We start from the raw sequence: 24,827 nt of genomic DNA on the forward strand, positions 1-24,827 counted from the left end.
TTGCGGGCAATCCCGGCCATTCGGGCCCTCTGCTCTGGTGTCCACATCCAGAGCTTGAATCACATCCGCTCCAACTTTCCAAACAGGCTCTTAGAGGAAGCCTGTATCGATACCTCTGTTGCCTTGGAATGCGGATCTATTCGTTCCTCGACGTTAAGCAATAGTGTTGTCACCCACTCTCTAGCGATCATCACCTCTGGGGGGCTAAAACAAAGATAAGTCCTTGTGATGCTAAGTCGCCATTTAAGCATTTCCAAAGGGCGACGGCCCTTTGGCGGGTTTCAGGTCGGCGCCCTGATCCTCCCACATTGCACCCCCTTCCGAGATTGTTATACTGTTCCAAACTCGAAAGGACTTTGCATGTCGCGCAAGACTCTTGTTGCGGCGTTGCTGGCTTCGGCCTGCTTCGCCCTGACCCTCCTCCCCGCTGCTCACGCGGCTGAGCCCGCCAAGAGTGAGGCGCCTAAGGAGGGATTGGCGGTGCTGCTGCCTGCGGATTCCATCACCAAGCATCATCTGACCGCAGGCGGCCAGAGCATTGCCTATACCGCCCATGCGGGCACGGTCACGCTACGTGACAAGGAGGGTAAACCCTCCGCCAAGGTCTTCTACGTGGCCTATACGAAGGACGGGGCGAATACCCAGACGCGCCCGGTATCGTTCTTCTTCAATGGTGGACCCGGCGCAGGCACGGCCTATTTGAATCTTGGTGCGGCGGGCCCGCGCGTCCTGCAGTTCCCGGCAGATCATCCGGAAGATGGCGCGCGCGCCCATCTGGCCGACAACCCGGATAGCTGGCTGCCCGCCACCGACATGGTGTTCATCGATGCCGTGGGCACGGGCTATTCGCAGCCGACCGACCCGAAAAAGGCGGCCGACGAATTCTATAGCGTGACCAAGGATGGCGAGGCTTTCGCCAAGGCTATTGCGCTCTGGATTGGTGAAAACGGGCGTCAGGCTTCGCCGCATTATCTGGTGGGCGAGAGCTATGGCGGCATCCGCTCGGCACAGGTGGCCGATGCGTTGCAGCAGCAGCAGAACCTTATCGTCAATGGTATCGTGATGATCTCACCTGCCATCCAGATGCAGTTTCTGGACAACACGAACAACCCGATGGCCTCGGCCATGGCGCTGCCCACCTTCATCGCCTCGCATCTGTCGCAAACCGGCAAGCTGACGCCACAGGCGGTGGATGAAGCCTATCACTATGCGCTCGGGCCGTATCTGAGCACCATTGCCAATGCCCCGCCCAAGGGGGATGACGCTAAGAAATTCTACACAGATCTCGCCGCCCGCACCGGCCTGCCGGTGGATGTCATTACCAAGGAAATGGGCGAGCCCAACCCGTTTGCGCATGATGTGCGCAGCCGCGATGGCCGCCTGTACGGCATTTACGACTTCACCCAGTCGATCCCTGATCCGTATGCCGATGGCATCGACAACAGTCAGAGCCCGGAACTGACCTTGTCCGGTTTCGGTCGTGCCTATGGCAATGCCTATAGCGGCTATCTGGCCAATGAGCTCGGCTACAAGACCGACCTCACATACGATCTGCTGAACATGGAAGTGAACGGCGCCTGGAAATTCACCAGCTCCGGCTCGCAACTGACCGATCAGGTCGGCATTCTGCGCAAGATGCTGGCGCTCGACCCAAGCCTGCATATCTTCATCGCCAATGGCTATTTCGATATGGCCTGCCCGTTCGGCACCACGCGCTGGACCAAGGATCACATCCCGGTCGGTGCCGATCGTATTTCGCTGCATCTCTACGAAGGCGGGCATATGCTCTATACCCGCCCGGCAAGCCGCGCCGCGCTGACGCGCGATGTTTCGGCTTTTTATAACGATACATCGAAGTAAAAAATCCGGGCGCAATAGGCAGCCGGCTTTTACGAACATGGCTTTTACAAAAATCGCAAAAGCCATGTTCGCCTTACGTGACTGGCGTTTCCGTTCCTCCCATCTGTTTGAACACGGCGATAGCATCCTCGACATATGTTTTTTGCGGAAAAGCACCCAGCCAGGCGAGACCACTTTCCAGTCTCATCTCCTCCATCGTTTCATAGTCACTCACGTTCATGTTTCCGATATGGTCGGTCGCGCCTGAAAGCGCATAGGTTGGAATAATACCCCAGCCCCCGCTCGCAAGAAAAAGCTCTTTCACACCTGAGGCAGAGTTATACTCGATAAGATTCGGCGGGGGAGTCAGATTGCGTGAATAGAGTACGGCATCAAATCTATCGCGTATTGCCATACCCCTGAATGGCAGAATCCAAAGATCATTTTGGTAAGAGGGCCACTCCTCTACAATTTCTCTCACGGTTCTTGCACCATGTTGCGACACCGCAATGCAGCCTGCCTGTAGCATGGGAAAGAAAGAAATATGACTTTGCCTATCCACCTGGAATGAATCGATAAAAATCATATCCAGTTCACGCCGATTAAGCATGTCGATGAGAAGACTTCTTTCCCGGTGAATTACGCGAATAACACGTTGAGGGTCATTTCGCTTAACAGCCGAAATACCTTCCATAACCCTCGTCTCCAGCCCCATAGCCTGTAAGCCGATTGTGAGCGGCCCCACTTCAATACCCTTGTATTCGTTTACCGTTCTTACAAGCTTATCCAGTTCGTGACCGATTGAGCGACTTGATTCCACAATGCGCAAACAGATCTCAGTCGGTTCCATACCATGATGAGAACGGACAAAAAGCTGCACACCAAGAATACGCTCGATCTCCAGACATGATTTGGATAGTGCCGCAGGTGTTACATTCAGCCTGGCTGCAGCACTCACGAGTGAGTGCGTTTCGCAAATAACATCAATAAAATGCAGATATCTGAGCTTGATCTTCCTTATGACCTGCTCATTAAGACTTTTCACGCCGAACTTCCTTTGTTTTGCATCCTCGATGCATCGACCAAAATCAGGAGCGTGAAGGCCAGTAGCCGTTCTCCGTCCCGCCAATATGTTGCGAACCCTCTGACAGACCGTTGACTCGTTTCGCGAAACTGCTCGCGCCCTGCGTCACGATGCCTCACCCGGAAACAGACATCGCCCAGCGCATTCCAGACATGCCATTAACGCAGATCACGAGCCCGTGACTGCAACACAAACTGGGCTTTCTTCGCTTCAGCGCTGCTCCAACCAATCGGAAGCACAAGAGGCAAAACCTGCCGCTCTCGACGTCAAGCAATTGGACGAAACACACCAAATATCCTCCAGCTTCCCGGATATTTCGCGCATTTCATCAATAAGCGCCTCAAATTCGGAAACAGATAGTCAATACTCAACATAGACCGCTCAAAGGATAAGAACGTCTTTTTTGTCAATGATTGCACATGGCCATTAACCATCGCTTCGTTGCTAAGTATTTCTACAACAAGTTCAATATACGGGGACCAACTTTCGGTTAATACCCTTAAACAAGAATTCGGTTTCTTGCGTTGAGATTTTCGATCAGATGACAAATATTGAGTTAACGTCATGCAAACGAAGGCTGACGAAAGCTCTCTAACGAATAATAAGATGCACGCCATCGCAGCAAATCAGTAATATAGATACACCAATACACAATACCACATAGCTCTGTATTACTCATACACTGCGAGCGGTATCTATTTTCTATATTATGCGATCAATGCGTTGTGCCCGGGTTTCTGGAGACGCAAGATATCATGCAGACCGATACAGTTCAGAAGTCAGCTGCCGACGCAGCGAGCGCAGACGCAACGACTAATAATATTGGTATCTGGGAAGGCTACCTTTCTGCTGGCGCCGCAGACCTCGCAAGCGGTGGTACGACCTCCGGTCGTTTCTCTAGCGGCGACAAGGGAAAATTGACCGTTAATTACGACGATAAAAGCTTCACCTATGAGGCTGCTGATGGCACCCTCACGAAAGGCACAATCGATAAAACCTTCTCTCTCGCGAGTGTAGGAGATACTTCTCTCGGCGGTGGGACACTTGCCTTTACCGACGGCAATGGAAAACTCTGGATTCTGTCCCAAAATGCTCCTGTCACAAACACCCGATGGACTTACTACGCCGCCAGTGGCGGCGCTCTACTCGTCGTAATTCCTAGCGCAACAGGGGGAGCCACTCAGGTTTCTGGAACGGCTTCATCCGATCTCTGGTACATCGAACAAAAATACGCCGTACAGCCACCCCCTGTCCATATCATGAAATGGACAGGCTATCTCAGTGGCGGCCCTACACAACTGAATGGGACACGCCAAAGCGGCGCGCTAAATGATGGCCCCAAGGGCACGCTCTATGTCGATTATCTAAATCGGAGCTTCACCTACATTCCCGATGGCGAAGGCCCGGTGACAGGAAAGATTGTCAGGACATTCCCGATACAGGGAGGGTCAGGAATGTCGATCGGTGCGGGTACCCTCGCTTTCACTGATGAGAAGGGTCAACTCTGGATTTTCACGCAAAACCAACCGGGAAGCGGCGGACACTGGACTTATATACCGGCAGCAAGCACTGATGCACTTACCCTGGTCACAAAGAGTACGACCAGCTCAAATAATTTACAGTCTGCCGGTTACGGATCTAACGATCTATGGCTCGACGAACTCAAATACGGCACACCCGTGCCGGAAGTCTGTTACCTACCCGGCACGCTTATCGCCACACCGCAGGGAGATAAGCCGGTCGAAGCTCTTAAACCGGGCGATGAGGTGCTCGTCTTACGCGAGGGCGTGGTCGTTGCCGAAAAAATCATCTGGACGGGGTCCGGTTTTTGTTCGACGCGCAACACACGCCATAAAGATCTGGCTGGGCACCCCGTGCGCATTCATGCTGGCGCACTGGGTGGTAATTTGCCATCAGAAGACCTCGTCGTCACTTCAGAACATTGCCTCTACCTCGATGGAGCACTGATCCCTGCACGTATGCTGGTTAACGACCACTCAATTACTTATGAAGATACACTCTTATTCTACGAATACCACCACTTTGAACTTGAAACGCACGGACTGATCTTCGCCAACGGTGCGGTGAGCGAAAGCTATCTGGATACAGGGAATCGGGTAATTTTCGGGCTACAGGTCTGGGCACCAGACAAAACTCCCTCGCAGCGCAAGGTACGCTCATGGGCGCATGATGCCGCAGCCCCCTTGCAAACAAGCCGTGAATTTGTGGAGCCTGTCTGGCTCAGACTGGCGGCGCACGCAAACCACATTCCTGCTCCCGAAGCATGGTCCCTGCCGGAGGACGATATCTTCCTCGAAGTGCAGGATGGTGGGAAAGTGCGCTATCTTCGTAAGGGCAGCGAGGGCTATGTCTTTATGGTCGAGCCGAAGGGACAGGATATTTTCCTTCGCACGAACACACATAGGCCCTGCGACAGGATCGGCCCATTTGTGGATGATCGGCGTGAACTCGGATTACTGGTTGGAGGGATCAAGGTGTTCACTTCAAAAACAAGCTTCGACATCGATCCAAACAGTATCACCGGAGCCCAAAATGGCTGGCATGGTATTGAATCTCCAACTCAGCGCTGGACCAGGGACAAGGCTCTCATTCCACTCCGGGAAGCAGATAGCGACGAACCGCTTGTCATCTTTGTCTCGGCAGCTCCCAATGGGGCCAGGCAGGCTTCCAAGTCATATACGCATTAAATGAGAGGGCTTACCCCTTTCTTCTAGTTTCCCACGCACTTGCTCAAGGAAGGTGCCACCTGCCGCGGCACCTTCCCGATTGCACAAACAGTTCCCCTGGCAACAAGACTCAGAAGAAACCGAGCTTCGTCTCACTGTAGCTGACCAGCAGGTTCTTTGTTTGCTGGTAGTGGTCGAGCAGCATTTTATGCGTCTCGCGACCGATGCCCGATTTCTTGTAGCCACCGAAAGCCGCATGGGCCGGATAGGCGTGGTAGCAATTGACCCAGACACGCCCGGCCTGAATGCCACGCCCCATACGGTAGCAGATATTGGCATCACGGCTCCACACGCCAGCGCCGAGACCGAATTCGGTGTCATTGGCAATCGCCAGCGCTTCTTCTTCCGTTTTGAAGGTCGTTACCGCCAGAACGGGGCCGAAAATCTCCTCCTGGAAAATACGCATCTTGTTGTTGCCGCGAAAAACGGTCGGCTCGATGTAAAACCCGTCATCCAGCACACCGCCGAGTTTTGCTGCCTCGCCGCCCGTCAGGAGTTCGGCCCCCTCTTCCTTGCCGATCTGGATATAGGAGAGGATCTTGTCCTGCTGCGTGCGTGAATTCTGTGCGCCCATCATGGTTGCCGGGTCGAGCGGATCGCCCTGTTTGATGGCACGCACACGCGGAAGCACCTTTTCCATGAAGCGCTCGAAAATCGCTTCCTGCACCAGCGCGCGGCTCGGGCAGGAGCAGATCTGTCCCTGATTGAGCGCGAACATGGCAAAGCCTTCTATGGCCTTGTCCAGATAACCATCATCCTTGTCCATCACATCGGCAAAGAACACGTTGGGCGATTTGCCGCCCAGTTCCAGCGTGGCCGGAATGAGGCTTTCTGCTGCGGCATGGGCAATGGTCTTGCCCACCCCGGTCGAGCCCGTGAAAGCCACCTTGGCAATACGCGGGCTTTTGGCGAGGTAATCCCCCACATCGCGCCCGCTTCCGTTGACGATATTGATCGTCCCCGGAGGGAAAAGATCGCCGATAATATCCATCACCACCAGAATACTTGCGGGCGTGGTCTGGGCAGGTTTCATGACAACACAGTTCCCGGCGGCCAGTGCAGGCGCAAGTTTCCACGCCGCCATCAGGATCGGGAAATTCCAGGGAATGATCTGTGCCACGACACCCAGCGGCTCGTGGAAGTGGTAGGCAACCGTGCTGTCATTGATCTCGCCAATGCTGCCTTCCTGCGCGCGTATGCAGCCTGCAAAATAGCGGAAATGATCGATGGCAAGCGGAATATCGGCGTTCAGCGTCTCACGTATCGGCTTGCCGTTGTCCCAGGTCTCGGCACGCGCAATCAGGTCGAGATTGGCCTCCATGCGGTCCGCTGCCCTGAGCAGAAGCAGAGCGCGGTCTGCCACCGAGGTCTTGCCCCAGCTTTCGCGTGCACTCTCGGCAGCGTCGAGCGCCATGTCGATATCCGCAGGCGTGGAATGCGGAACCTGACACAGCACACGCCCATCGACCGGCGAATGGTTGTCGACATATTTCCCGGCAATCGGCTCGCGCCATTGACCACCAATGAAATTGCCATAGCGCTCACGAAACGGAGGGGCTGCCTTTTTGCCTGACATAGGATCGACCTTTCCCTTGGGCGACAGAGACAACGCCACAAGATGGCCCTCTCCCTGCATCGCCCTAACCAGCAAGATCGTTATACAGAACAGAAATACTGATCTATTTAACGTTACCCATGAGATAAACACGAAATTACCTGAACGATTACTCACCCTCGCGAGAGGTCACCGCTTCGTGACCAGAGTCTGTTCAGATATGTCATCCGTATCGCCACCTCGATAGCAACGCTACGCGGTGAGCGGAGGTCATGATCTGCCCGCGTAGTAACACTCACGCAGGACGAGATGGGATCGTGCAGAACACAAGCGCCCTTCCCGCTGAGCACCATGAGCCCCCATGCGCTTCCTTAGGCTGTTGCCGTTGCAGGACGCTCATACCAGGCGACTGGCAGAGCACTGCCGGCGCAGGCTTGACCCGTCCTCGATGGTCAACGCCTGAGAACGGGAGCCTCGAAGCGCCTGTTTTCAAGCACAGGCAGGATCCGTCTTGTTTCCTGCAGATGAGCACGATCAATCGAGCCGAAAATCACACCTGGCTTGGCACCCTGGGCGCTTATGACCACGCCGAGCGGATCGACTATCATGCTATTGCCGATATTCTGGCTTCCGCACTCACCGGCACCGAGCACATAGCATGTATTTTCCAGCGCACGGGCTGCCAGCATGAGTTCCCAATGGCGCTCCTTGCCCGGCCCTCGAAGCCACGCCGCTGGCACGACGATACATTCGGCACCGGCAAGAGCAAGATGACGCGCCACTTCCGGAAAGCGCACGTCGTAGCATGTCATGAAACCGGTTTTTACGCCGTCGATCTCGATCACAGGGGGCAAATCCTGTCCCGGCGCGATCAGTCGGGATTCCTGCATGGCGAACGCATCGTACAGATGGAGCTTGCGATAGGACGCAATGATTGCACCATTTCGAACGACCACCAGCGTGTTGAAAAAACGTCCTTCGCCGTCGGGCACATTGATGCAACAGGCGACGGTTATACCCTGTGCAGCTTCGCAAAGCCCGGTGATAAACGGGCCATCCAGCGCCTGCGCCGTGTGCAGGATATGATCCGGATCGGAGGGGTCGCGTGCCGCAATACCTTCTGGCAACACCAGAAGGGCAGCGCCGCCCTCTCGCGCTGCCCGGATCATCGTGCACGAAGTTGCAAGGTTTTCGGCCCAGAATGCCGTGACAGCAAATTGCCCCAGAGCGACGCGCATGGTGTTCCTCGCAGGTTGGAAGAACATCACCCTAAAGCGATCGCTCCCTCGTAGCCATACCGTTCCGGTAGCGCATTTTTTGCGCTCTGGAGTTTCAGCTCAGACCAGCATCCCCGAGTTCACGGGATAAGGTTGCGACAAAGCGCGCGTCGGTCGTCCATCCGGCAAGTCTGGCGGCAACGAGCACGGCGCCACCTATGGGCGGCAGGCCCGGTATCTGCGGCGGGCCGCATTTTTCGGTCAGTTTCTGGCGCAACAGCGCACTACGCATCGTGCCGCCTGCGTAGCTCCAGACAAGTTGCGGGTCGGAAAGACGCCCGCGCAGGGCCTGAACATGACGGGCGAGCTGCTCGGCAGCGCGCTCGAAAATGGAATACGCCTGTGCACAGCCCTGTTCGGCAAGCTGCCCGACACCTGCGGCAAGTGCAGCCACCGCAGGACGCGCCTCATCGAGACCGGCATACCATTCCTGCAAGGCGGCTCCGCAACCGGCCTCATCCCCCGACCAGCCCTGAAGCGCGGCGAATCCCTGCACAAAACCGCTGCCATCCGGGGCCTTTTCATCCTGCGCACGGCCATCCAGAATCTGCGTGAGAAGAGACAGCGCCTGACGGCCTATCCAGTAGGCACTTCCCTCATCGCCGAACAAGCTGCCCCAGCCGCCAACACGCGCCGTGCGCCCCTGCTCGTCCTGCCCCCAGGCCATCGACCCCGTGCCCGAAAGCAGCAATATGCCGGGGCCGTTCAGAAAAGCGCCGCGGCGGGCCATATCGACGTCATTATGGATGATATGCGGCGCGCCACATGCTTCGCCCAGTGTCTGCGCAAGGTCCCGGCTCAGACGTCCGCTTTCCCCGAACCCTGCCATGCCGAACGCCGCTGCACGGATATAAGGCTGTTGCCCTTCGAGCAGCGTTGTCACGACATTGCGCCAGTCGGGCACGTCGAACGGGTTGGAGCCCCCTGCCTTGCGTATATCGGCAATCGTGGCATCCGGTCGGACGCGCAGGAGAAGTGTTTTCGTGCCGCCGCCATCGACGGCAACAATATCGTTGTTCTGCACCTTGGTCCCGTCTCTGAGCCATTGAAACGCGCCCGGACCTTCCCCGGGCGCAGAGTATGAGTCAAGCCCGCCCCGCCTGCCGGTTTCGGGCGTCAGAACCCGGTGGAGAGCGAAACCAGTGCTGCAAAATTGCCGCCGACAAGATAGATCGGAGCACCCGCCTTGGTCTGGTTGCCGTAAATTCCGGTACGTGACTGCGCACTTGTCACGAAACTTGCGGGCGCCGAGCGGTAAAGGTTATTGCCGATATTCACCAGATTGAGCTGGATTTTCGGGCCGCTGAGATGCGCCACATGAGGCAATCTGTACCCGAGCGTGATGTCGGAAACGACATAGCCCGGCATACGCTGATCGTTCATGAAGGTGGAATACTGCGCACTGATATAGCGCAGGCTGAAATTGCCGAAAAACTGTTTGTTATCATCATAGGCAAGACCGACCGATGCCGTGACATGGGGGGTTGCGACCATGGTTTTACCCGCAGTCGGCAGATAGTCGATCACCGACTGGCCGGCTGCATTGGTGGCGGAAACGGGAAGGTTGTTATCGGTTGTCGCGTGAAGATATTGCGCCGAAACATAGGGGCTGAAATGATGCCATGGCTTGAGGCCGAACTCACCCTGTATGCCTCGTATGGTTTCGCCCCCCACATTGATCGGCATGGATACGAGTGTGTTCGTACCCGGGATATACGAGGTGGAACTGACCTGATGATTGGTCAGATTCATGTTGAAGGCAGAAACCTGCACATGGAACAGCGTGCCGTTATGGCGATAGCCGATTTCTTCTCCAATGCCGTATTCCCCTTTCAGATTGCCGGGCTGAGAGGTCGCCCCGACCGAGTTGGGGTCGAATATCTGGCTATAGGCCTGAACCGAGGCCGGTGCACGAAAGGACGTCGTTCCGTTGATGTAGATCTGGTCTTTCGACGTCAGCGCATAGCTGATGGCCACCTGAGGCAGTGGCGCGAAGTAATTGCGCACCGTCTTGTAGGGATCGGCACCGGGAACATCGTTTGTGCCCTGACGCGACACCATGACCGTGCGGAACCCGGCGCTCAGCGTCAGCCTGTTATCGAGCAGCTTGAGGGTATCGGCGATATAAAGCGCGTTGATCTGCTGCATGAAATTGAGGTTATAACCGCTCAGCAGTTCGCCGCCCGGCACCCTGATGCCATAGGCACCGTAGGAATTCGCTGCCTTGCCTGAAAAATCGACGGTGGCGAAGGTCGAGTGCTCTTCATGCGTCGCGTAGGAATACCAGTACCCACCCGAGAGCGTGTTATGACCCGATGTCCAGTCAAGTGACGTGTTGATCGCTCCGACTTTCTGGTTCCAGGGATCGACGGCGACTGTCGTGATCTTACCATTGGTCACATAGGGCTGGTTCAGATTGCCGTAAACCTGCGTTCCGAATGTTCCTCCTGAAGCAGGGATATTCTCGCCTCCCACGGCAGGGCCGAACTGGTGAACAAAATAGGGTGTCACGCTCAGCTTGAGGCTGCGTGCGAGCGTAAAATGCATCGGCACGACGACATCTTCCGAGTTCAGATTACTGAGCTGAAGCTTGTAGTAATTTGCATCGCCCGGCGTGTAGTGATTGCTATAGCTCAGCCCCTCACCCCACTGCTTCCACTGTGCAGCTGTGGGGGAGCGAAACGGTGTCTGCTCCTGCTTGTTGAACCCGAAAATGGCACTGATCGAGTTATCGTCACCCCACTCCTTCACGAATTTAGCATCGACGTGATAACGCTTCAGGCTACCAGGACCACGCCAGTTATTATTGGACTGGTGAGAGAGAGAGACGAAACCGCGAATGCCGGTTTTGCCGATATCGCCGGTGTCGAGCCTCAGAAACTCCTTGTTCGCACTTTTGTTGCCGCCCATCAGATTGATGAAACCGCCATATTTGTGAGACGGATTAAGTGCGCTTGCCGAGATCTGGCCGCCCACTGCATTGAATGTCGGGGCGTTGAGATCGGGTGAGCCCTGCGATACGGTTACCGATCCCAGATTTTCCGTATCGACGAGCATGGCCGTATATGGCTCGTAATTGATCGGATCGGCGAGCGGAGCCCCTTCGAACAGATATCCGATCTGGCTCTGGTTCATGCCGCGCATGGTAATATTGTCACCCGCCGTCGCAAGCGGGCTCTGATTGGCATAAACCACGCCGGGCAGATTGGCGATCATGGATGAGATATTGCCTGTCGGAGCCTGCTTGGCGATGAAATCACGCGTTACACCGCTTTGAGATCGGGGCGCCGTCTGCTTCGGCATCAGCCCTCCACCCGGTGTGGTGTTGGTCGTTCCATCGGCGTGGCGTCCACTCGACCTGACCGAGATTTCTTCTGCCTGCAGATTGGGGCCGAGCACAGATCCTTCGGTTGCACTTGCCCGGCGATGAGACTTCTGCCCGCCCCCCGTTGCAATGTGAGAGGACGCAGCGCCGGCAAAACCGGCTTTCGGCTTCGCATTATTGTCGCCAGGCGAGGGTGAAGCAGCGAAGGCAGATGAACAACACGCCGTCGTGTTTATTGCGATGGCGGAACAGAAAAGAAAGAGATCACGTCGTATCTGGCGCATGCTCGACCCCTGGAAATAAACTCATGGTTGGTACGGCAGATCGAAGCGGAGGTTATTGTTATCTTTCCGTATCGTTCCGGCTCATTCGAAAACGTTAGATGGCCAATTTTACTTCCGCAATTGTTTATTGATAAAATTAAGCGAGTCTGTGAAATTTTACCTTCCGATGAGCTTTTGGCCTTACCTCGTCAAGTTTTCGTGTCTCTTTCCCGAAACCTGTTTAATTTATCTCGATAAACTAAGGGGAAGTTCATAGATGATTGGAAATTGCTTCCGTTAAGGGCGTTTCTTACGCCACATCACACAGGACCATGCCCGACCATGCGCCTTATCATCATGCCCGACACGCATTCTGCCATGCGACTCGCTGCAGGCGAAATTGCCAGTCTGATTTCTTCGGTCAGTTCTCCGGTCCTCGGTCTTGCAACAGGCAGAACAATGGAAGGGGTCTATAGCGATCTGGTGCGCCTTCACGAAAAGCAGGGACTCGACTTCTCCAGAACAACAACATTCAATCTGGACGAATATGTCGGTCTTTCGCCGGAAAACCGAAACTCCTACCACTATTACATGAACGACCTTCTGTTTCTCCACGTCAATATTGAAAAGGGCGCAACACATCTTCCCGACGGTTCAGCCGCCGATCTTGCCGGAGAGTGCGCAGCCTATGAAGACGCGATCAAGCGCGCCGGGGGTATCGATCTTCAGCTTCTCGGCATTGGCGATACGGGTCATATCGGCTTCAACGAACCGCCCTCGCCATTCGACAGCCGTACACGCTGCGTGACACTCAATGCCAGAACGCGCGAACAGAATGCCGGAATGTTCGGCAACGATCCCTCCAAGGTACCCGATCGCGCGCTGACGATGGGGGTCGGCACCATTCTCGAAGCGCGTGGATTGCTGCTTCTGGCCCTCGGATCGGCAAAGGCAGCTATCGTGGCAAAGGCCCTTGAGGGTGAAATCTCTCCAGAGGTCAGCGCCTCGGCCATTCGACTGCACAACAACTGCACGGTGATCCTGGACAAGGCCAGCGCCGCCCTGCTGAGTGAGGAAACGAGAAAGAAGGCAGATTTCGGATCGCATTGAACCGGCCCGTTGCTTCCTCTACAGCTGAGAGGAGGCAGACGATGCCGGACGGGGTTCGGGAAAAGAGGTATCCCCCTTAAGAAAGCTCCAACGCTTTCTTAAGGGGGCTGTCTTATTTTACGGTCGCGACCAGTGCCTTGATGCCTGGAACGATCGCTATCAGCAGGCCACCCGGCGGCTGCGTGTCGCGGTTCGACGCCACATGATCGGCACTCGCCGCATAGGCTGCATCCTGCGCTGCAAGAAGACCCTGCGCCTTTTCATGCCATGCCCCGTTGCGCGCGCCACCTGAAAGGCAGTCCAGTCCAAGACGCGACAATACCGCAATCTGCGCAGATACGGGTTTGATCTCATCGATTGCTGCATGACCGGAAAGCGCCTGGAAAGCCAGATCGTTACCGGCATAGCGCATCAGCTTATCCCGAAGTGCCGCCGCAAGGCTCCTGTCTCCGGCCGCGTAACGCGCGGCCATGTCATTGAATGCGTTGGCTTCAAAACTGTCGGGGGCAGCGATGGCGGCGGGTGTATCCAGAATTGCGTCGCCTTCGCTTTTTGCCAGACGGTTCAAGGCATAATTACGTACAGGCACCGTTATGGCCACGAGCTGGGTCAGCGGCACGACATTTTCAGGCGTAAGTCGTGCGATCATTCGTTCCTGATGCGTTGTCGCTTCCAGTCCGAACGTCTCCAGCTGAGCCAGCATGGCAGGAAGACGTTGCCTGAGCGCCTGAATATCGGTCACCGACTGGGGCGACCAGTAACGCTCGGCCAGCGCGGCAGAACGCGGCCACAGGCGTGAATCCACCATTTCGTCCGATACGATCTCTGTCCAGAGCGGCGCCTCGCCCCCCAGCACCAGTTTCTTCTGGCTATCGTCAAGCGGCGCCGCGTTCGGATCGCGCATAAAGGCATTGTCGATCGGGCGCTGCGTTTGCCCCGAAGGCGTTGGGGCAAGACCATCGGCGCGCGTATCGAATGGATCGACGGCATAATGGGTGGCAGAGGGATTAAGGAGATCGAGATAATAGCCTGCCGACACGACGACCGGATGGCCCTTTTTCGTCGCGGAGCCGACCCATTTCGACCCACGCCAGGCTTCCACCACCACGTTTTTCGGAATGGGCGCCTCGCTGACTTCGTCCCATCCCATCATGATCTTGCCATCGGCAGCGAGCAGTTTCTCGATTTCTGCCGTAAAGGCAGCCTGCATGGCCGGCGCATCGGCATAACCATGGGCCTTCATATACGCAGCGATTTCCGGGTTATCGTTCCACTGGCTCGATACCACCTCATCGCCACCCGTATGAAAATAGCGATCGGGAAAAAGAGCTGCCATTTCTGAAAAAAGCACTCTGGCGAAGGCCAGAACCTTCGGACTGGTCGGGTCCATGGCTGGAATATTGAGGTCGGGGTGTCTCGTACAATGCGTTGTGGTCTCTCCGTTGCTGGAGGCCACCAGGCAATCCTGTGCCCAGTCCTTACGCGTTGTGACCGGCTTTTGTGCTGCAAGGTCGGGATAAGCGGTCAGGATCGCCAGTGTATGGCCGGGAACATCGAATTCCGGCACGATGCGAATACCGCGATCCCCTGCATAGGCGATGATTTTACGAATATCGTCCTGCGTATAATAGCGGCTATGACCGCCAAGCTTCTGCAAGAGTGGCAGCTTTTTACTTTCGACGCGAAATCCCGTGCCATCGCTCAGATGCCAGTGCAGGACATTGAGCTTCGTCAGTTCCATGGCGTCGAGCTGACGCTCGATCGTCTCGACCGACTGGAAATGACGCGAGACATCGAGCATGAGACCGCGCCATTTGAAACGCGGTGCATCGATAATATGTCCCTGCTCCAGAACGGGAGTCGCACCGCGCGTGTCGATCATCTGCAAAAGCGTGGCAAGGCCATGGATCACCCCAGCCGGCCCATCGGCCGAGAGCATGATTCCTTTCGGTGACACTGTCAGTTCATAGGCTTCGCGCGCATCGACCGTCAGATAGGCAGGATCCCTGCCCACGCGTATCGTCAGCAATTGCGCATCATCCGTGCCAGAACGAACACCGATCGCCCCTAGCCGCGCCTCGAACCGCGCTGCCGCCTTTTTCAGAAGAGGCGATGGCGGCGTTGACCAGACGATTTTCGGCAGACTTGCCAATGTCAGCACCTGCCCGCTCATTTGCACCTGCGCAGGCTGGGGCATGAATACAGGCGTCAGAGTCGACGCATGACCTTGCGGCATAGTCGCGGAAAGAAAGAGCAGTGCGCCCAACGCCACGCCCGAGCGAACGACCCGTTTTGGACAGAACATCGATGTTTCCTCTTTCAGGGCAGGTCATGCCTGGGTCGCAGAGCCTATCGCTTCATGCAACCGGATGATCTCCGCCGCGGATGTCTCGGCATTTAATGCTGCGAATCCGAAATGATCCAGTTTTTTATCCTGCACTCCCACAAACTTGCGGCAAGAGGCATGGACGGATTTTATTCCCGCAACATGCATGATCTGACCCACATTGCCCGGGTTGATGCCACTTCCGGCCATAATATCGATACGACCGAGCGCATGATCGACAAGTCTGGCAAGACATGCGACACCATCGATCGCCCGAATAGCCTGCCCTGAGGTCAACACACGCTCGAACCCCAGATCGATCGCCTGATCGAGCGCATGAAACGGGTCACTGACCATATCGATGACCCGATGAAGCTGACGTCTCAGGGGACCACAGGCCCTTGAGAGACGCGCGAGCAGGGAGTCATCGAGCCCCCCTGAAGCATTCGCGGCCCCTAGAACGACCCCGGACAGCCCCGCCTGTCGCACCAGCGCGATATCGCGCATCATCTGCGCCTCTTCCGCAGGCGAGAAAATGAAATTGCCAGCACGCGGCCTGATCATGACAAAAACGGGAATACGGGACAGTCTTGCCTGATCGATAAATCCGCCTGACGGCGTGATACCTCCCAGACCCAATGCCGCGCAGAGCTCGATGCGATTGACGCAGTCAAGCTGGGCAGCGGCTAATCCTGCGCTCGTATCGACACAGATTTCGAGACCGGTGCGGTTATCCGATGCATCAGGAACCGGAACCGGTACAGGCATGATCAAAAAAGCGCTCCTCTTCCGTCCGGCACGATCGGGCAGGAAAGAAAGATGCCCTAGAGCGTGGTATTGCCAAAGAGGAAATGCTGGGCAGCGAGACTTGCAGCCCCTGTCGCGAAATCAACCGGGTAAAGCGCACAGAGCATAAGCTCCGTATCGTAGCTGTCGCGTCGCAGCACATGCGCCTCGACAGACTGACGCAGGGCGCGTGCAAAAACACTTTCGACGAGATGCGGGTCAAGCTTGACGATGATGCGCGCAGGATCGACGAACTGAATGACCTGCGACAGCGCAACACCAAGCGCTGTACCTGCCTTGTGCAGAATGGTCAGCGCCTCTGGATTGCCGTCCGTCGCCAGCGTATCTAGGCTGGCGATGTCGCCGGGCAGCCCCGCTTTTCGCGCAGCCCCCAGAATGGCAGGCAGGGCCGCGACCGTTTCGAGGCATCCCCTGTTCCCGCAGCGACAGGGCAGCGCCTCACCGTCGATGGCGATGGGGGCATGCGACATTTCGCCTGCCCCGCCGTGGCGGCCGCGATGCAGGCGCCCGTTGACGATATGAGCACCCCCTATACCCTCACTGACGAAGACGAGACTAAAATCCTGCAAATCGCCGGAAGTGCCGAAAAGCTGCTCGGCAATGATCAAGGCGTTGGCATCGTTTTCGACAAAAACCGGCAGACCGGTCAGAGCAGACAGTCGCCGACCGATATCGACATCGTGCCAGCCAAGTGTTGCAGAAGCGAGGCAGGTCTGACTGTCGGAAGATACGATACCGGCAATCACGACGCCGATCCCTGAAATCGTCCCGATATCGGGCGGAGCGCAGGTCGATATCTGCCGCACGGCATCGGCCATCGCTTCGAGACATCGCGTCACGTCTGTCACAAGCGGAAAGTCCATGCGCGCATGCACGCGCCCGTGAGGATCCGTCAGGACCACTTCAGCCGGATCGGCCTGGAGGGAAATACCGATAAAACTCGCAGCATCCTGCCGCAGCCCGAGCATGATGGCCGGACGCCCGAACCCGAACACTCTCTCGCGCTCATCCAGAATGTTACGCTCGATCAGTTCACGCACGAGTGCTGTCACGCTTGCCTTGCTGAGATTAAGGACACGCGCAAGATCCGTGCGACTTTGCGGGCCGGATCGGCTCAGGACACTCAGAATGCGATGATGACCGGTCGAAAACATCGTTTATTTCATTTGCTAAATTAAGAAGGATACTTCTACAATCTCAATCGGAGTCCGAACAGATAGTTGCCTTCGACACTTCAAAGGCAATCTGGCTCAGGAGTCAGTTTCCATGATAGCGAAACAGGAATAGGCATGTCCATAAGCGCACGCCGGAATTGGCGCAGTATTAGTCCGATAAAAGAGTAAATTATCGATAATAAGTCTCTCGCGTTATCATCAATTCTGAAAACGACGCGAAATCGTTACGCCGGCCATTCATCTTTCCACTATTATAATTATCAAGATGCCAAATCTTATCAATGGAGATGCAAAGTTTGTCATCCATGCTTCTTTGCGCCGATATCGGTGGCACGAATATGCGTCTGGCCAGAATCGATTCCCGAAAGACAGTCACCCACAGGCATTCCGTTCCCACGCCGGTTACATCGGCCAGGGAGTTCGTCTCCACTCTGACCGATCTCGTCCTGTCGATGGATGAGGCCATACCCGCGTTTCACATCTCTCTCGCCGGATTGCAGGACCCGGAAACAGGTTGCTGTCACGCCGCGAACATTCCCTGTCTCGACGGGCTTCCTCTGGCATCGATTCTGACTGAGCATCTGGGCAAAGAGGTACGCATCGCCAACGATGCCGACTGTTTTACCGTTGCCGAAAGCAGGATCGGGGCGGGACAAGATAGCCAGGTCGTTTTCGGTATTATTCTTGGTACAGGCGTCGGTGGCGGTCTCGTGCTCGACGGTCAGCTGGCAACGGGCCCCGAGGGATTGATCGGCGAATGGGGGCACGGCCCTTTCCTGCGGGCGGGCGATAGCGACTATCCCTATCTGCCATGCGGTTGCGGTCGGACAGGATGCATCGATACCATTGGCGGTGCACGGGGGCTCGAACATCTGCATCGTCATGTCACGGCAGAAACGGCAACCAGTCTCGATATTATCGCACGCTGGACCGCGGGCGATCGGACTGTCAGCGAAACGATGCGACGTTATATCGCCATTCTGTCAGATGCCCTTGCCTGCATCATCAATATTACCGGCGCAGGCTGTGTTCCTGTAGGCGGAGGAATGAGTACCGTAACATCATTGATCGATGAGCTGGACAGGAATGTAAGAGACAGGATCCTGCGTCACAGCACATCTCCGATTATCGTGAAAACGAAACTTGGAAATGATGCTGGTCTGATCGGAGCATCTTACTTATAATCCGCATAGTTTATATTCTGAATAAACACCCTTTCAGGGGCAGGATACCCTAAAATGATCAAGGTTCCACCAAATCAGGACAGGCTCGTCGGTTCCTATGGCTATAGTGCCCTAGCCGTCGCCGCGCTCATTTTCTTCGCCATGGGATTCGTCACCTGGCTGAACGGCCCGCTCATCTCATTCGTGCGCGTCGCCTTCTCGCTCAGCGAGTTCAGCGCCTTTTTCATTCCGCTTGCGTTTTATTTCTCCTTCTTCCTGTTCTCCATTCCGACCTCGCTGATCGCCCAGCGACTGGGGCTCAAAGCCGGTCTTACGCTCTCGGTTCTGGTTTCCGCCCTTGGGGTCGCAACCTTCGGTCAATTCGTCGCGTGGCGCATCTATCCCGGCGCCTTGACTGGACTGCTGATTCTTGGCGCCGGCATCTCGCTGATGCAGGTGGTCATCAATCCGCTCGTCAGCCTCCTCGGGCCGCCCGACCGCGCTGCGCAACGTATTTCGATCATGGGGATCTGCAACAAGACCGCGGGCATTCTCGCACCGATCGTCCTGGGCCTGCTGGTCATGCGCAATATCGGTGAAGTTGCCGAAAAAGCCCAGTCCGCAACCGCTCCCGCCATACGCGAAGCCCTGCTGAACAATTTCGTTCAGGCGCTTTATCTCCCCTATCTCAGTATGGCGGGCATACTCGTTCTGATTGCCTGTGTGGTTGCTCTGGCTCCCATGCCGAACCTGGAGGCCCCTCCGATCGTCTCGGGTGACGGCGCAAAAAGCGGTTTCCTCAAACCACATCTCGTCTTCGGCTTCGTCGCCATGTTTCTCTATGTCGGTATTGAGGTCATGGCGGGCGATGCCATCGGTACCTACGGGCAAAGTTTCGGTCTACCGTTGGATCAGACGAAATTCTTCACGGCACTGACCCTGACCGGCATGCTCATCGGCTACATCATGGGCTTTATAATTGTACCGCGCTTTATCCGTCAGGAGCGTTACGTGCAGATTTCCTGCGCCGCGGGGTGTGTTCTGACCGTCTTTGCGGTACTTACCCAAGGCTATACATCGGTCTTTTGTGTGGCCCTGCTCGGCGTCACCAATGCCATGATCATGCCAACGCTTTTTCCGATTGCCATACGCGGCGCCGGACACATGACCGCCATGGCATCGGCGGTCATGGTGATGTCCTATAGCGGTGGCGCCATCGTGCCGCAGTTCTATGTCTGGCTCAAACCGGTTTTCGGCTTTCAGGGCATGTTCGCCCTCATCGTCATCCCGGCCTATCTTGTGATCCTCGCCTATGCCCACCGCTATGGACGCGTCGGCCTGAAAAACGGAGAATAAACGCATGACCGAAACGCTGAGCGGCCGTATCGTCCTGCATGATCGCATCCTCCCCGGATCGATCCGTTTCGATACCCATATCGAGGCGATAGAGGCCAATACGGTGCGCGATGACTGTTTCATCCTGCCCGGCTTTATCGACGGTCATGTCCATGGAGGCGATAATGCCGACACCATGGATGGCGTTGAAGCCATACGAAAGCTCTCGCGCTTTCATATGCGCCACGGAACGACAACGATCCTTCCCACCACGATCACACGCCCCTGGGGCGATGTGATGCAGACCCTTCATGCCGTTGCCGAGGTCATGCGTCATCCCGACGATCAGGGGCCGCGCATCCACGGTGTCCATCTGGAAGGACCTTTCGTCAGCCCTCACAAGCTCGGCGCTCAGCCTCCCTTTACCATTGCACCGACACCGGACAAGCTCGACGACGTGCTGGCTGTCGGCTGCGTGCGCGTCGTCACGCTCGCACCCGAAATCGACCACGCCGAGACTGCCATGGCCCGTCTTGCCGCGGCGGGAGTACGCGTCAGTATTGGACATACGGTTGCCGATTACGAAACGACTTTCAATGCGCTCTGTCGCATCTGCACGTCAGGCGGTGTGCCGGGGGGCACGCATCTGTTCAACGCCATGCTACCCGTTGAAGGGCGCAATCCGGGGCCTGTCACGGCGCTGATGTGCCACGATGCAAGCTATGCCGAGATGATTTTCGACACGCATCACGTTCATCCCGCCAGTTTCACCCTGGCATCGAAGGTAATGGGAGATCGCCTGCTTTTCGTTACCGACGCCATGCGCGGTGCGGGTCAGCCTGATGGGCCAAGTTCTCTCGGCGGTCAGGATGTCCTGATCCGCGACGGGGTGGTGCGCCTGCCCAATGGGTCGCTCGCAGGCAGTGTGCTGACACTCGATCAGGCATTGCGCAATGCGGTGGCGCATGGAAGCGCGCTGACGCAGGCCAGCCGTCTCGTGAGCGGTAATCCTGCGGGCTATCTCGGCCTGCACGATCGCGGCACGCTCGATATCGGCAAGCTTGCCGACATGATCGTTCTGGATCGCGATCTTCATATCCGCGAAGTGTGGATCGGCGGAGAACGCCGCTACAGCGCCGCCTGAGCCTGGGGGGCGCCTGAGCACTGCATCAAGAGATCAATCATATCACAAAACCGCAACAACATCACACGAGTTTTTGTATGATGATGTGGTATTGTTCCTTTGTGTCTTTCTGTTAATGCGTTGTCCATTCTTGCTACCGGGTTCAGGTGGCAGCCAATATGGTCTAGTTAAAAGCAATGAGCAGAGCAGATACACCCCCTCATACCCGGCCCACCTCTCCCGCACAGTCGCTTCAGGGTTCCGCGAAACGAATGCGATCAGGTCGCCGGATCGCACTCGCTTTTGCTTTGACCCTGGGGCTTGCAACAGGTGGAAAGACACTCTCGTCCGCCCGGGCACAGACTTCCAAGACACTCCAGACCTCCAACTACACCGCTGCCGGCTTTCCGATTGCCGGACAAGGCGCGGTTCCGATCGGCCCTCTCGTTCCCTCGCTGTATGGAAATCCGCATCTTTTCGGCGACTGGGGCGGCGCACAGAGCTGGATGCAAGACCGCGGCATCTTTCTCAACATTGCCCTGAATGAAGAATATATGGGCAACGTGACGGGCGGTCGCACACGCGACAATATTCTCGCCGGACAGGTGGCCGCGGAACTCGATATAGACTGGCAGAAACTCGCCGGAATCAAGGGTTTCTGGACACATCTTCTGGTGGTGAACGGTCACGGACGCAATATCAGCTACTCGCTGGGCGACTACGTATCGAACCCGGAACAGATATACGGTGCGCGCGGCAATGTGGTTGCCCATCTTGTTTCGATGTATGCCGACAAGACCTTTCTGAACGACCGGGTCATTCTCTCGGCTGGTGTGATCCCAACGGGCACGTTTTTCGACTTCGATCCACTTGCCTGTAACTTCATGAATGTCAGCGTGTGCGGCAATTTCGCTCCGGGCAAATATTCTCCGGGCGGACGAGACTGGCCCTCAGCCAATATTGGTGCGGTTCTGCGCATCAGACCGACAGAACGCACCTATATCATGGGCGGACTTTTTGCAGTCAGCCCCCATGCGTTCAATGGCGGCATTTCCGGCTGGGCGCTTGCCCAGGATGGGCTGGGCAAGCTGAGCTCGCAATTCGAAACGGGTTGGGATCCGGCTTTCGGCAAAGACAAACTGCTGGGCCATTACAAGATCGGCTTCTATTACGACAATTCGCGTTACCCGCATCTCTATGAGGATCGCTATGGCGGCTCCTATCAGGCAAGTGGACTTGCTGCGCGACGTCAATCCGGCATGTGGTCCAGCTGGTTCATGTTCGATCAGATGCTGATGCGCAGCGGCAAGGGCCTATCGGACGGCCTGATCGTGATCGGTGGTGTCGGTTATGCCCAGGGCAATGTGGTGGCCATGCGCGATCATGAATGGATCGGTCTGCTGCAAAGCGGCACGCCATGGCACAGGCCGCTCGACCAGATTGGCGTCATGTTCCAGCGCATGAACATGAGTCGCTCCGTACGCCTCCAGCAGGAATCCTCCGTGGCGCTCGGGCTTCCCTTCGTCTCCAATCAGTGGGGTAATGTATACGGCGTACAGAACTGGGAACAGGTGTGGGAGGCATTCTACAGCGTGCACCTCGCCAGAGCGACCGCCCTGCAATTCGATTTCCAGTATCTCCAGCACCCCGGCGCCGCAACCACATTCAACGATGCAGCGGTTATCGGCGGTCAGTTCACCACCAATTTCTGAGCAATGAGCTGCGCCGGTACAAGTCGGCGCAACGCTGATCAAGCTTCTTGGTTATCCGCTCAAGAGACTAGTGACATGGTATCCACATCGATCATCCCAAGATCTGTGATCTTGAGATGTGGAATGACCGGTAGCGGCAGGAACGCCAGTTGCAGGAAGGGCTCCTCCAGCGTGCCCCCCATGGCACCGACTGCTGCACGCAGTTTCTCCAGATCTGCCCGTACGACCTCGAAGGGTTTGTCACTCATGAGTCCGGCCAACGGCAGGGACAATTCTGCCACGACATGTCCCTCCCTGACCGCCACGAAGCCACCACCGAGCTCGGCCAGTCGCGCGACAGCCAGCGCCATATCGCAGTCATTCATCCCGACGACACAAAGATTATGGCTGTCATGCCCCACCGATGAGGCGAGCGCCCCGGTGTTCAGGCCAAAGCCTTTGACGAAACCGCGGCCGATATTGTCATTCTTGCCATGCCGCGCGATGACACAGATCTTCGCGATATCACGTGCCGGGTCTGGCTGCACTGCCCCACTCTGCACGGGCAGATCGAAACGCAAGAAGTCCGTTATGATCTGCCCCGGCACGATACCGATCACAGGCCGGCTCTCCCCCGGTGCAGCGATAACCAGCTCTTCGGCAGTGATCGGCGCGGCGAGGCGTACCGTGCCATATCCCTGCGGGTCGATTGTCTCACGCGCTGCAAACAACGCCTCGTCAACCAGACGCCCCGCCGAAAAGACCTGTGCGACCTGACAGGTTTCGAGGTCATCAAGCAGAACGATATCGGCACGCTGTCCCGGGGCAATCTGTCCGCGATCGCGCAAGCCGAAAGCACGCGCAGCCGAAAGGGACGCCGCACGGTAGGCCGCAAGCGGGGCGACGCCAAGCGCGATAGCCTTGCGTATGAGGAAGTCGATATGGCCTTCATGAGCTATTTCGAGCGGATTGCGGTCATCAGTGCAGAATGCAAAAAACTGCGAGGTCTCTGGTGTTAAAAGAGGCGCCAATGCTGAAAGATCCTTGCAAACTGACCCTTCGCGGATGAGAATGGTAATGCCCTTGCGGATCTTCTCCAGCGCCTCGTCAGCCAGCGTGGCCTCATGATCAGTCAGAATACCCGCAGACAGATAGCCGTTAAGTTTGCGCCCGCGCAAAAGTGGCGCGTGACCGTCGATATGCTCACCCGCGAACGCCACAAGCTTGTCGATACAATCAGGCTCACATGAAAGCACGCCCGGGAAATTCATAAATTCTGCCAGCCCGATCACTTTGGGATGGGACCGGTAGCGCATGAGAGCATCGGCATCGAGAGCTGCCCCGGAGGTTTCGAACAGTGTAGCCGGCACGCAGCTCGACAGATTGACGCGCAGATCCATCACAGTGCGCGTGGCACACTCGAGAAAATACGCGAAAGCTTCGCCGCCCAGCACATTCGCCATCTCGTGCGGATCACAGATCGCTGTTGTCACGCCGTACGGCAAGACACAGCGATCAAACTCGAATGGCGTAATGAGCGAAGACTCAACGTGCAGATGCGTATCAATGAAACCTGGAACGGCAATACGCCCCTGCCCATCGAGCTCACTTACTCCTTCATAGGCATCGAGAATACCTACAACGCGGTCGCCGCAGATTGCGATATCGGTCGGCAACAAGTCACCGGTAACCAGGTCGAACAGCCTGACATTGCGTATGACGAGGTCGGCACACGCCTCGCCGCTTCCCTGCTTTATCTGTGCAGCGATGTTGCCGCGCATCATCCCACCTTTTGATCCGACCCAAATTGTAGATACCGTTACAACACATTCTGCGAAATAGATCTATTGCAGCGGAGCGACTGAGAGAAGGAATCAACAATTTTTCTCACAGCGTGATGCTCTCAGATTGACTGTCAGGTTATGTTGACAAAAGCTCTGATCCGGAACCTTGCGGTATTTACGTCAGGGAATAATCGGCAGGCTCCCACGGATCAGCAGTTCCCGA

General features: G+C 56.4%; 16 protein-coding genes. 7 read left to right on the forward strand and 9 right to left on the reverse strand.

All coding sequences use genetic code 11. From position 1 onward, the window contains the following. Nucleotides 1-360 precede the first annotated feature (360 nt). Nucleotides 361-1,860: a S10 family peptidase gene (locus NF685_RS14055; RefSeq protein WP_252850113.1), complete on the forward strand. Its 1,500-nt coding sequence runs from the start codon at nt 361-363 to the stop codon at nt 1,858-1,860. A gap of 73 nt (nt 1,861-1,933) precedes the next feature. Here NF685_RS14055 and NF685_RS14060 read toward each other — a convergent pair whose 3' ends face one another. Then, nucleotides 1,934-2,884, reverse strand: coding sequence for a LysR family transcriptional regulator (locus NF685_RS14060; RefSeq protein WP_252850114.1), 951 nt, complete (start codon nt 2,882-2,884; stop codon nt 1,934-1,936). Nucleotides 2,885-3,678: 794 nt separating this feature from the next. On the opposite strand from NF685_RS14060, the gene NF685_RS14065 reads away from it, so the two are divergent. Next, the gene (locus NF685_RS14065) at nt 3,679-5,631 is read left to right on the forward strand and encodes a Hint domain-containing protein (protein ID WP_252850115.1); all 1,953 of its coding nucleotides are present in this window, start codon (nt 3,679-3,681) and stop codon (nt 5,629-5,631) included. A gap of 109 nt (nt 5,632-5,740) precedes the next feature. On the opposite strand, the gene exaC is transcribed toward NF685_RS14065, so the two are convergent. The 4 genes from exaC to NF685_RS14085 all read right to left on the reverse strand — a co-directional run bounded on the left by exaC (nt 5,741) and on the right by NF685_RS14085 (nt 12,111). Beyond that, on the reverse strand, nt 5,741-7,246 hold the full coding sequence (gene exaC, locus NF685_RS14070) for an acetaldehyde dehydrogenase ExaC (RefSeq protein WP_252850116.1): 1,506 nt from the start codon (nt 7,244-7,246) through the stop codon (nt 5,741-5,743). 431 nt (nt 7,247-7,677) lie between these two features. After that, nucleotides 7,678-8,463, reverse strand: a complete 786-nt coding sequence (locus NF685_RS14075) for a deaminated glutathione amidase (RefSeq protein WP_252850117.1) — start codon at nt 8,461-8,463, stop codon at nt 7,678-7,680. 94 nt (nt 8,464-8,557) lie between these two features. Continuing rightward, nucleotides 8,558-9,526: an N-acetylglucosamine kinase gene (locus tag NF685_RS14080; protein ID WP_252850118.1), complete on the reverse strand. Its 969-nt coding sequence runs from the start codon at nt 9,524-9,526 to the stop codon at nt 8,558-8,560. 92 nt (nt 9,527-9,618) lie between these two features. Then, nucleotides 9,619-12,111 (reverse strand): TonB-dependent receptor, encoded by a 2,493-nt coding sequence (locus tag NF685_RS14085; protein ID WP_252850119.1) that lies wholly within the window; start codon nt 12,109-12,111, stop codon nt 9,619-9,621. A 321-nt stretch (nt 12,112-12,432) separates the two neighbouring features. On the opposite strand from NF685_RS14085, the gene nagB reads away from it, so the two are divergent. Continuing rightward, nucleotides 12,433-13,200 (forward strand): glucosamine-6-phosphate deaminase, encoded by a 768-nt coding sequence (nagB, locus tag NF685_RS14090; protein ID WP_252850120.1) that lies wholly within the window; start codon nt 12,433-12,435, stop codon nt 13,198-13,200. Nucleotides 13,201-13,312: 112 nt separating this feature from the next. Here the strand turns inward: nagB and NF685_RS14095 are convergent, their stop codons facing one another. Genes NF685_RS14095 through NF685_RS14105 form a run of 3 tightly spaced genes read right to left on the reverse strand, consistent with a single transcriptional unit; the run spans nt 13,313 to nt 17,487 of the window. Further along, entirely contained in the window at nt 13,313-15,505 is a 2,193-nt protein-coding gene (locus NF685_RS14095) for a beta-N-acetylhexosaminidase (RefSeq protein WP_252850121.1), read from the reverse strand. 24 nt (nt 15,506-15,529) lie between these two features. Next, nucleotides 15,530-16,294, reverse strand: a complete 765-nt coding sequence (locus NF685_RS14100; protein WP_252850122.1) for a copper homeostasis protein CutC — start codon at nt 16,292-16,294, stop codon at nt 15,530-15,532. Nucleotides 16,295-16,350: 56 nt separating this feature from the next. Then, entirely contained in the window at nt 16,351-17,487 is a 1,137-nt protein-coding gene (locus NF685_RS14105; protein WP_252850123.1) for an ROK family transcriptional regulator, read from the reverse strand. 326 nt (nt 17,488-17,813) lie between these two features. On the opposite strand from NF685_RS14105, the gene NF685_RS14110 reads away from it, so the two are divergent. The 4 genes from NF685_RS14110 to NF685_RS14125 all read left to right on the forward strand — a co-directional run bounded on the left by NF685_RS14110 (nt 17,814) and on the right by NF685_RS14125 (nt 22,841). Next, nucleotides 17,814-18,692, forward strand: a complete 879-nt coding sequence (locus NF685_RS14110) for an ROK family protein (protein ID WP_252850126.1) — start codon at nt 17,814-17,816, stop codon at nt 18,690-18,692. A 54-nt stretch (nt 18,693-18,746) separates the two neighbouring features. Further along, nucleotides 18,747-20,027 (forward strand): glucose/galactose MFS transporter, encoded by a 1,281-nt coding sequence (gene gluP / locus NF685_RS14115; RefSeq protein WP_252850124.1) that lies wholly within the window; start codon nt 18,747-18,749, stop codon nt 20,025-20,027. Nucleotides 20,028-20,031: 4 nt separating this feature from the next. Further along, nucleotides 20,032-21,150 carry an N-acetylglucosamine-6-phosphate deacetylase gene (gene nagA / locus NF685_RS14120; RefSeq protein WP_252850125.1) on the forward strand — a complete coding sequence of 373 codons (1,119 nt, stop codon included), beginning with the start codon at nt 20,032-20,034 and terminating at the stop codon, nt 21,148-21,150. Between the two features lie 251 nt (nt 21,151-21,401). Then, nucleotides 21,402-22,841, forward strand: a complete 1,440-nt coding sequence (locus NF685_RS14125) for a carbohydrate porin (protein WP_222548078.1) — start codon at nt 21,402-21,404, stop codon at nt 22,839-22,841. Between the two features lie 59 nt (nt 22,842-22,900). On the opposite strand, the gene ade is transcribed toward NF685_RS14125, so the two are convergent. Next, on the reverse strand, nt 22,901-24,601 hold the full coding sequence (gene ade / locus NF685_RS14130) for an adenine deaminase (RefSeq protein WP_252850127.1): 1,701 nt from the start codon (nt 24,599-24,601) through the stop codon (nt 22,901-22,903). Nucleotides 24,602-24,827: the final 226 nt, after the last annotated feature.

Origin of the sequence: Asaia lannensis NBRC 102526 (assembly GCF_024054035.1) — a bacterium.
Lineage (GTDB): Bacteria > Pseudomonadota > Alphaproteobacteria > Acetobacterales > Acetobacteraceae > Asaia > Asaia lannensis.

Excerpts from the sequence above, each read along its gene's own strand:
- exaC (WP_252850116.1), bottom strand. The coding sequence starts at position 7,246 with ATGTCAGGCAAAAAGGCAGCCCCTCCGTTTCGTGAGCGCTATGGCAAT.
- NF685_RS14125 (WP_222548078.1), top strand. The coding sequence starts at position 21,402 with ATGCGATCAGGTCGCCGGATCGCACTCGCTTTTGCTTTGACCCTGGGG.
- nagB (WP_252850120.1), top strand. The coding sequence starts at position 12,433 with ATGCGCCTTATCATCATGCCCGACACGCATTCTGCCATGCGACTCGCT.
- NF685_RS14055 (WP_252850113.1), top strand. The coding sequence starts at position 361 with ATGTCGCGCAAGACTCTTGTTGCGGCGTTGCTGGCTTCGGCCTGCTTC.
- NF685_RS14085 (WP_252850119.1), bottom strand. The coding sequence starts at position 12,111 with ATGCGCCAGATACGACGTGATCTCTTTCTTTTCTGTTCCGCCATCGCA.
- NF685_RS14105 (WP_252850123.1), bottom strand. The coding sequence starts at position 17,487 with ATGTTTTCGACCGGTCATCATCGCATTCTGAGTGTCCTGAGCCGATCC.
- NF685_RS14065 (WP_252850115.1), top strand. The coding sequence starts at position 3,679 with ATGCAGACCGATACAGTTCAGAAGTCAGCTGCCGACGCAGCGAGCGCA.
- gluP (WP_252850124.1), top strand. The coding sequence starts at position 18,747 with ATGATCAAGGTTCCACCAAATCAGGACAGGCTCGTCGGTTCCTATGGC.
- nagA (WP_252850125.1), top strand. The coding sequence starts at position 20,032 with ATGACCGAAACGCTGAGCGGCCGTATCGTCCTGCATGATCGCATCCTC.
- NF685_RS14075 (WP_252850117.1), bottom strand. The coding sequence starts at position 8,463 with ATGCGCGTCGCTCTGGGGCAATTTGCTGTCACGGCATTCTGGGCCGAA.
- NF685_RS14095 (WP_252850121.1), bottom strand. The coding sequence starts at position 15,505 with ATGTTCTGTCCAAAACGGGTCGTTCGCTCGGGCGTGGCGTTGGGCGCA.
- NF685_RS14100 (WP_252850122.1), bottom strand. The coding sequence starts at position 16,294 with ATGCCTGTACCGGTTCCGGTTCCTGATGCATCGGATAACCGCACCGGT.
- NF685_RS14110 (WP_252850126.1), top strand. The coding sequence starts at position 17,814 with ATGCTTCTTTGCGCCGATATCGGTGGCACGAATATGCGTCTGGCCAGA.
- ade (WP_252850127.1), bottom strand. The coding sequence starts at position 24,601 with ATGCGCGGCAACATCGCTGCACAGATAAAGCAGGGAAGCGGCGAGGCG.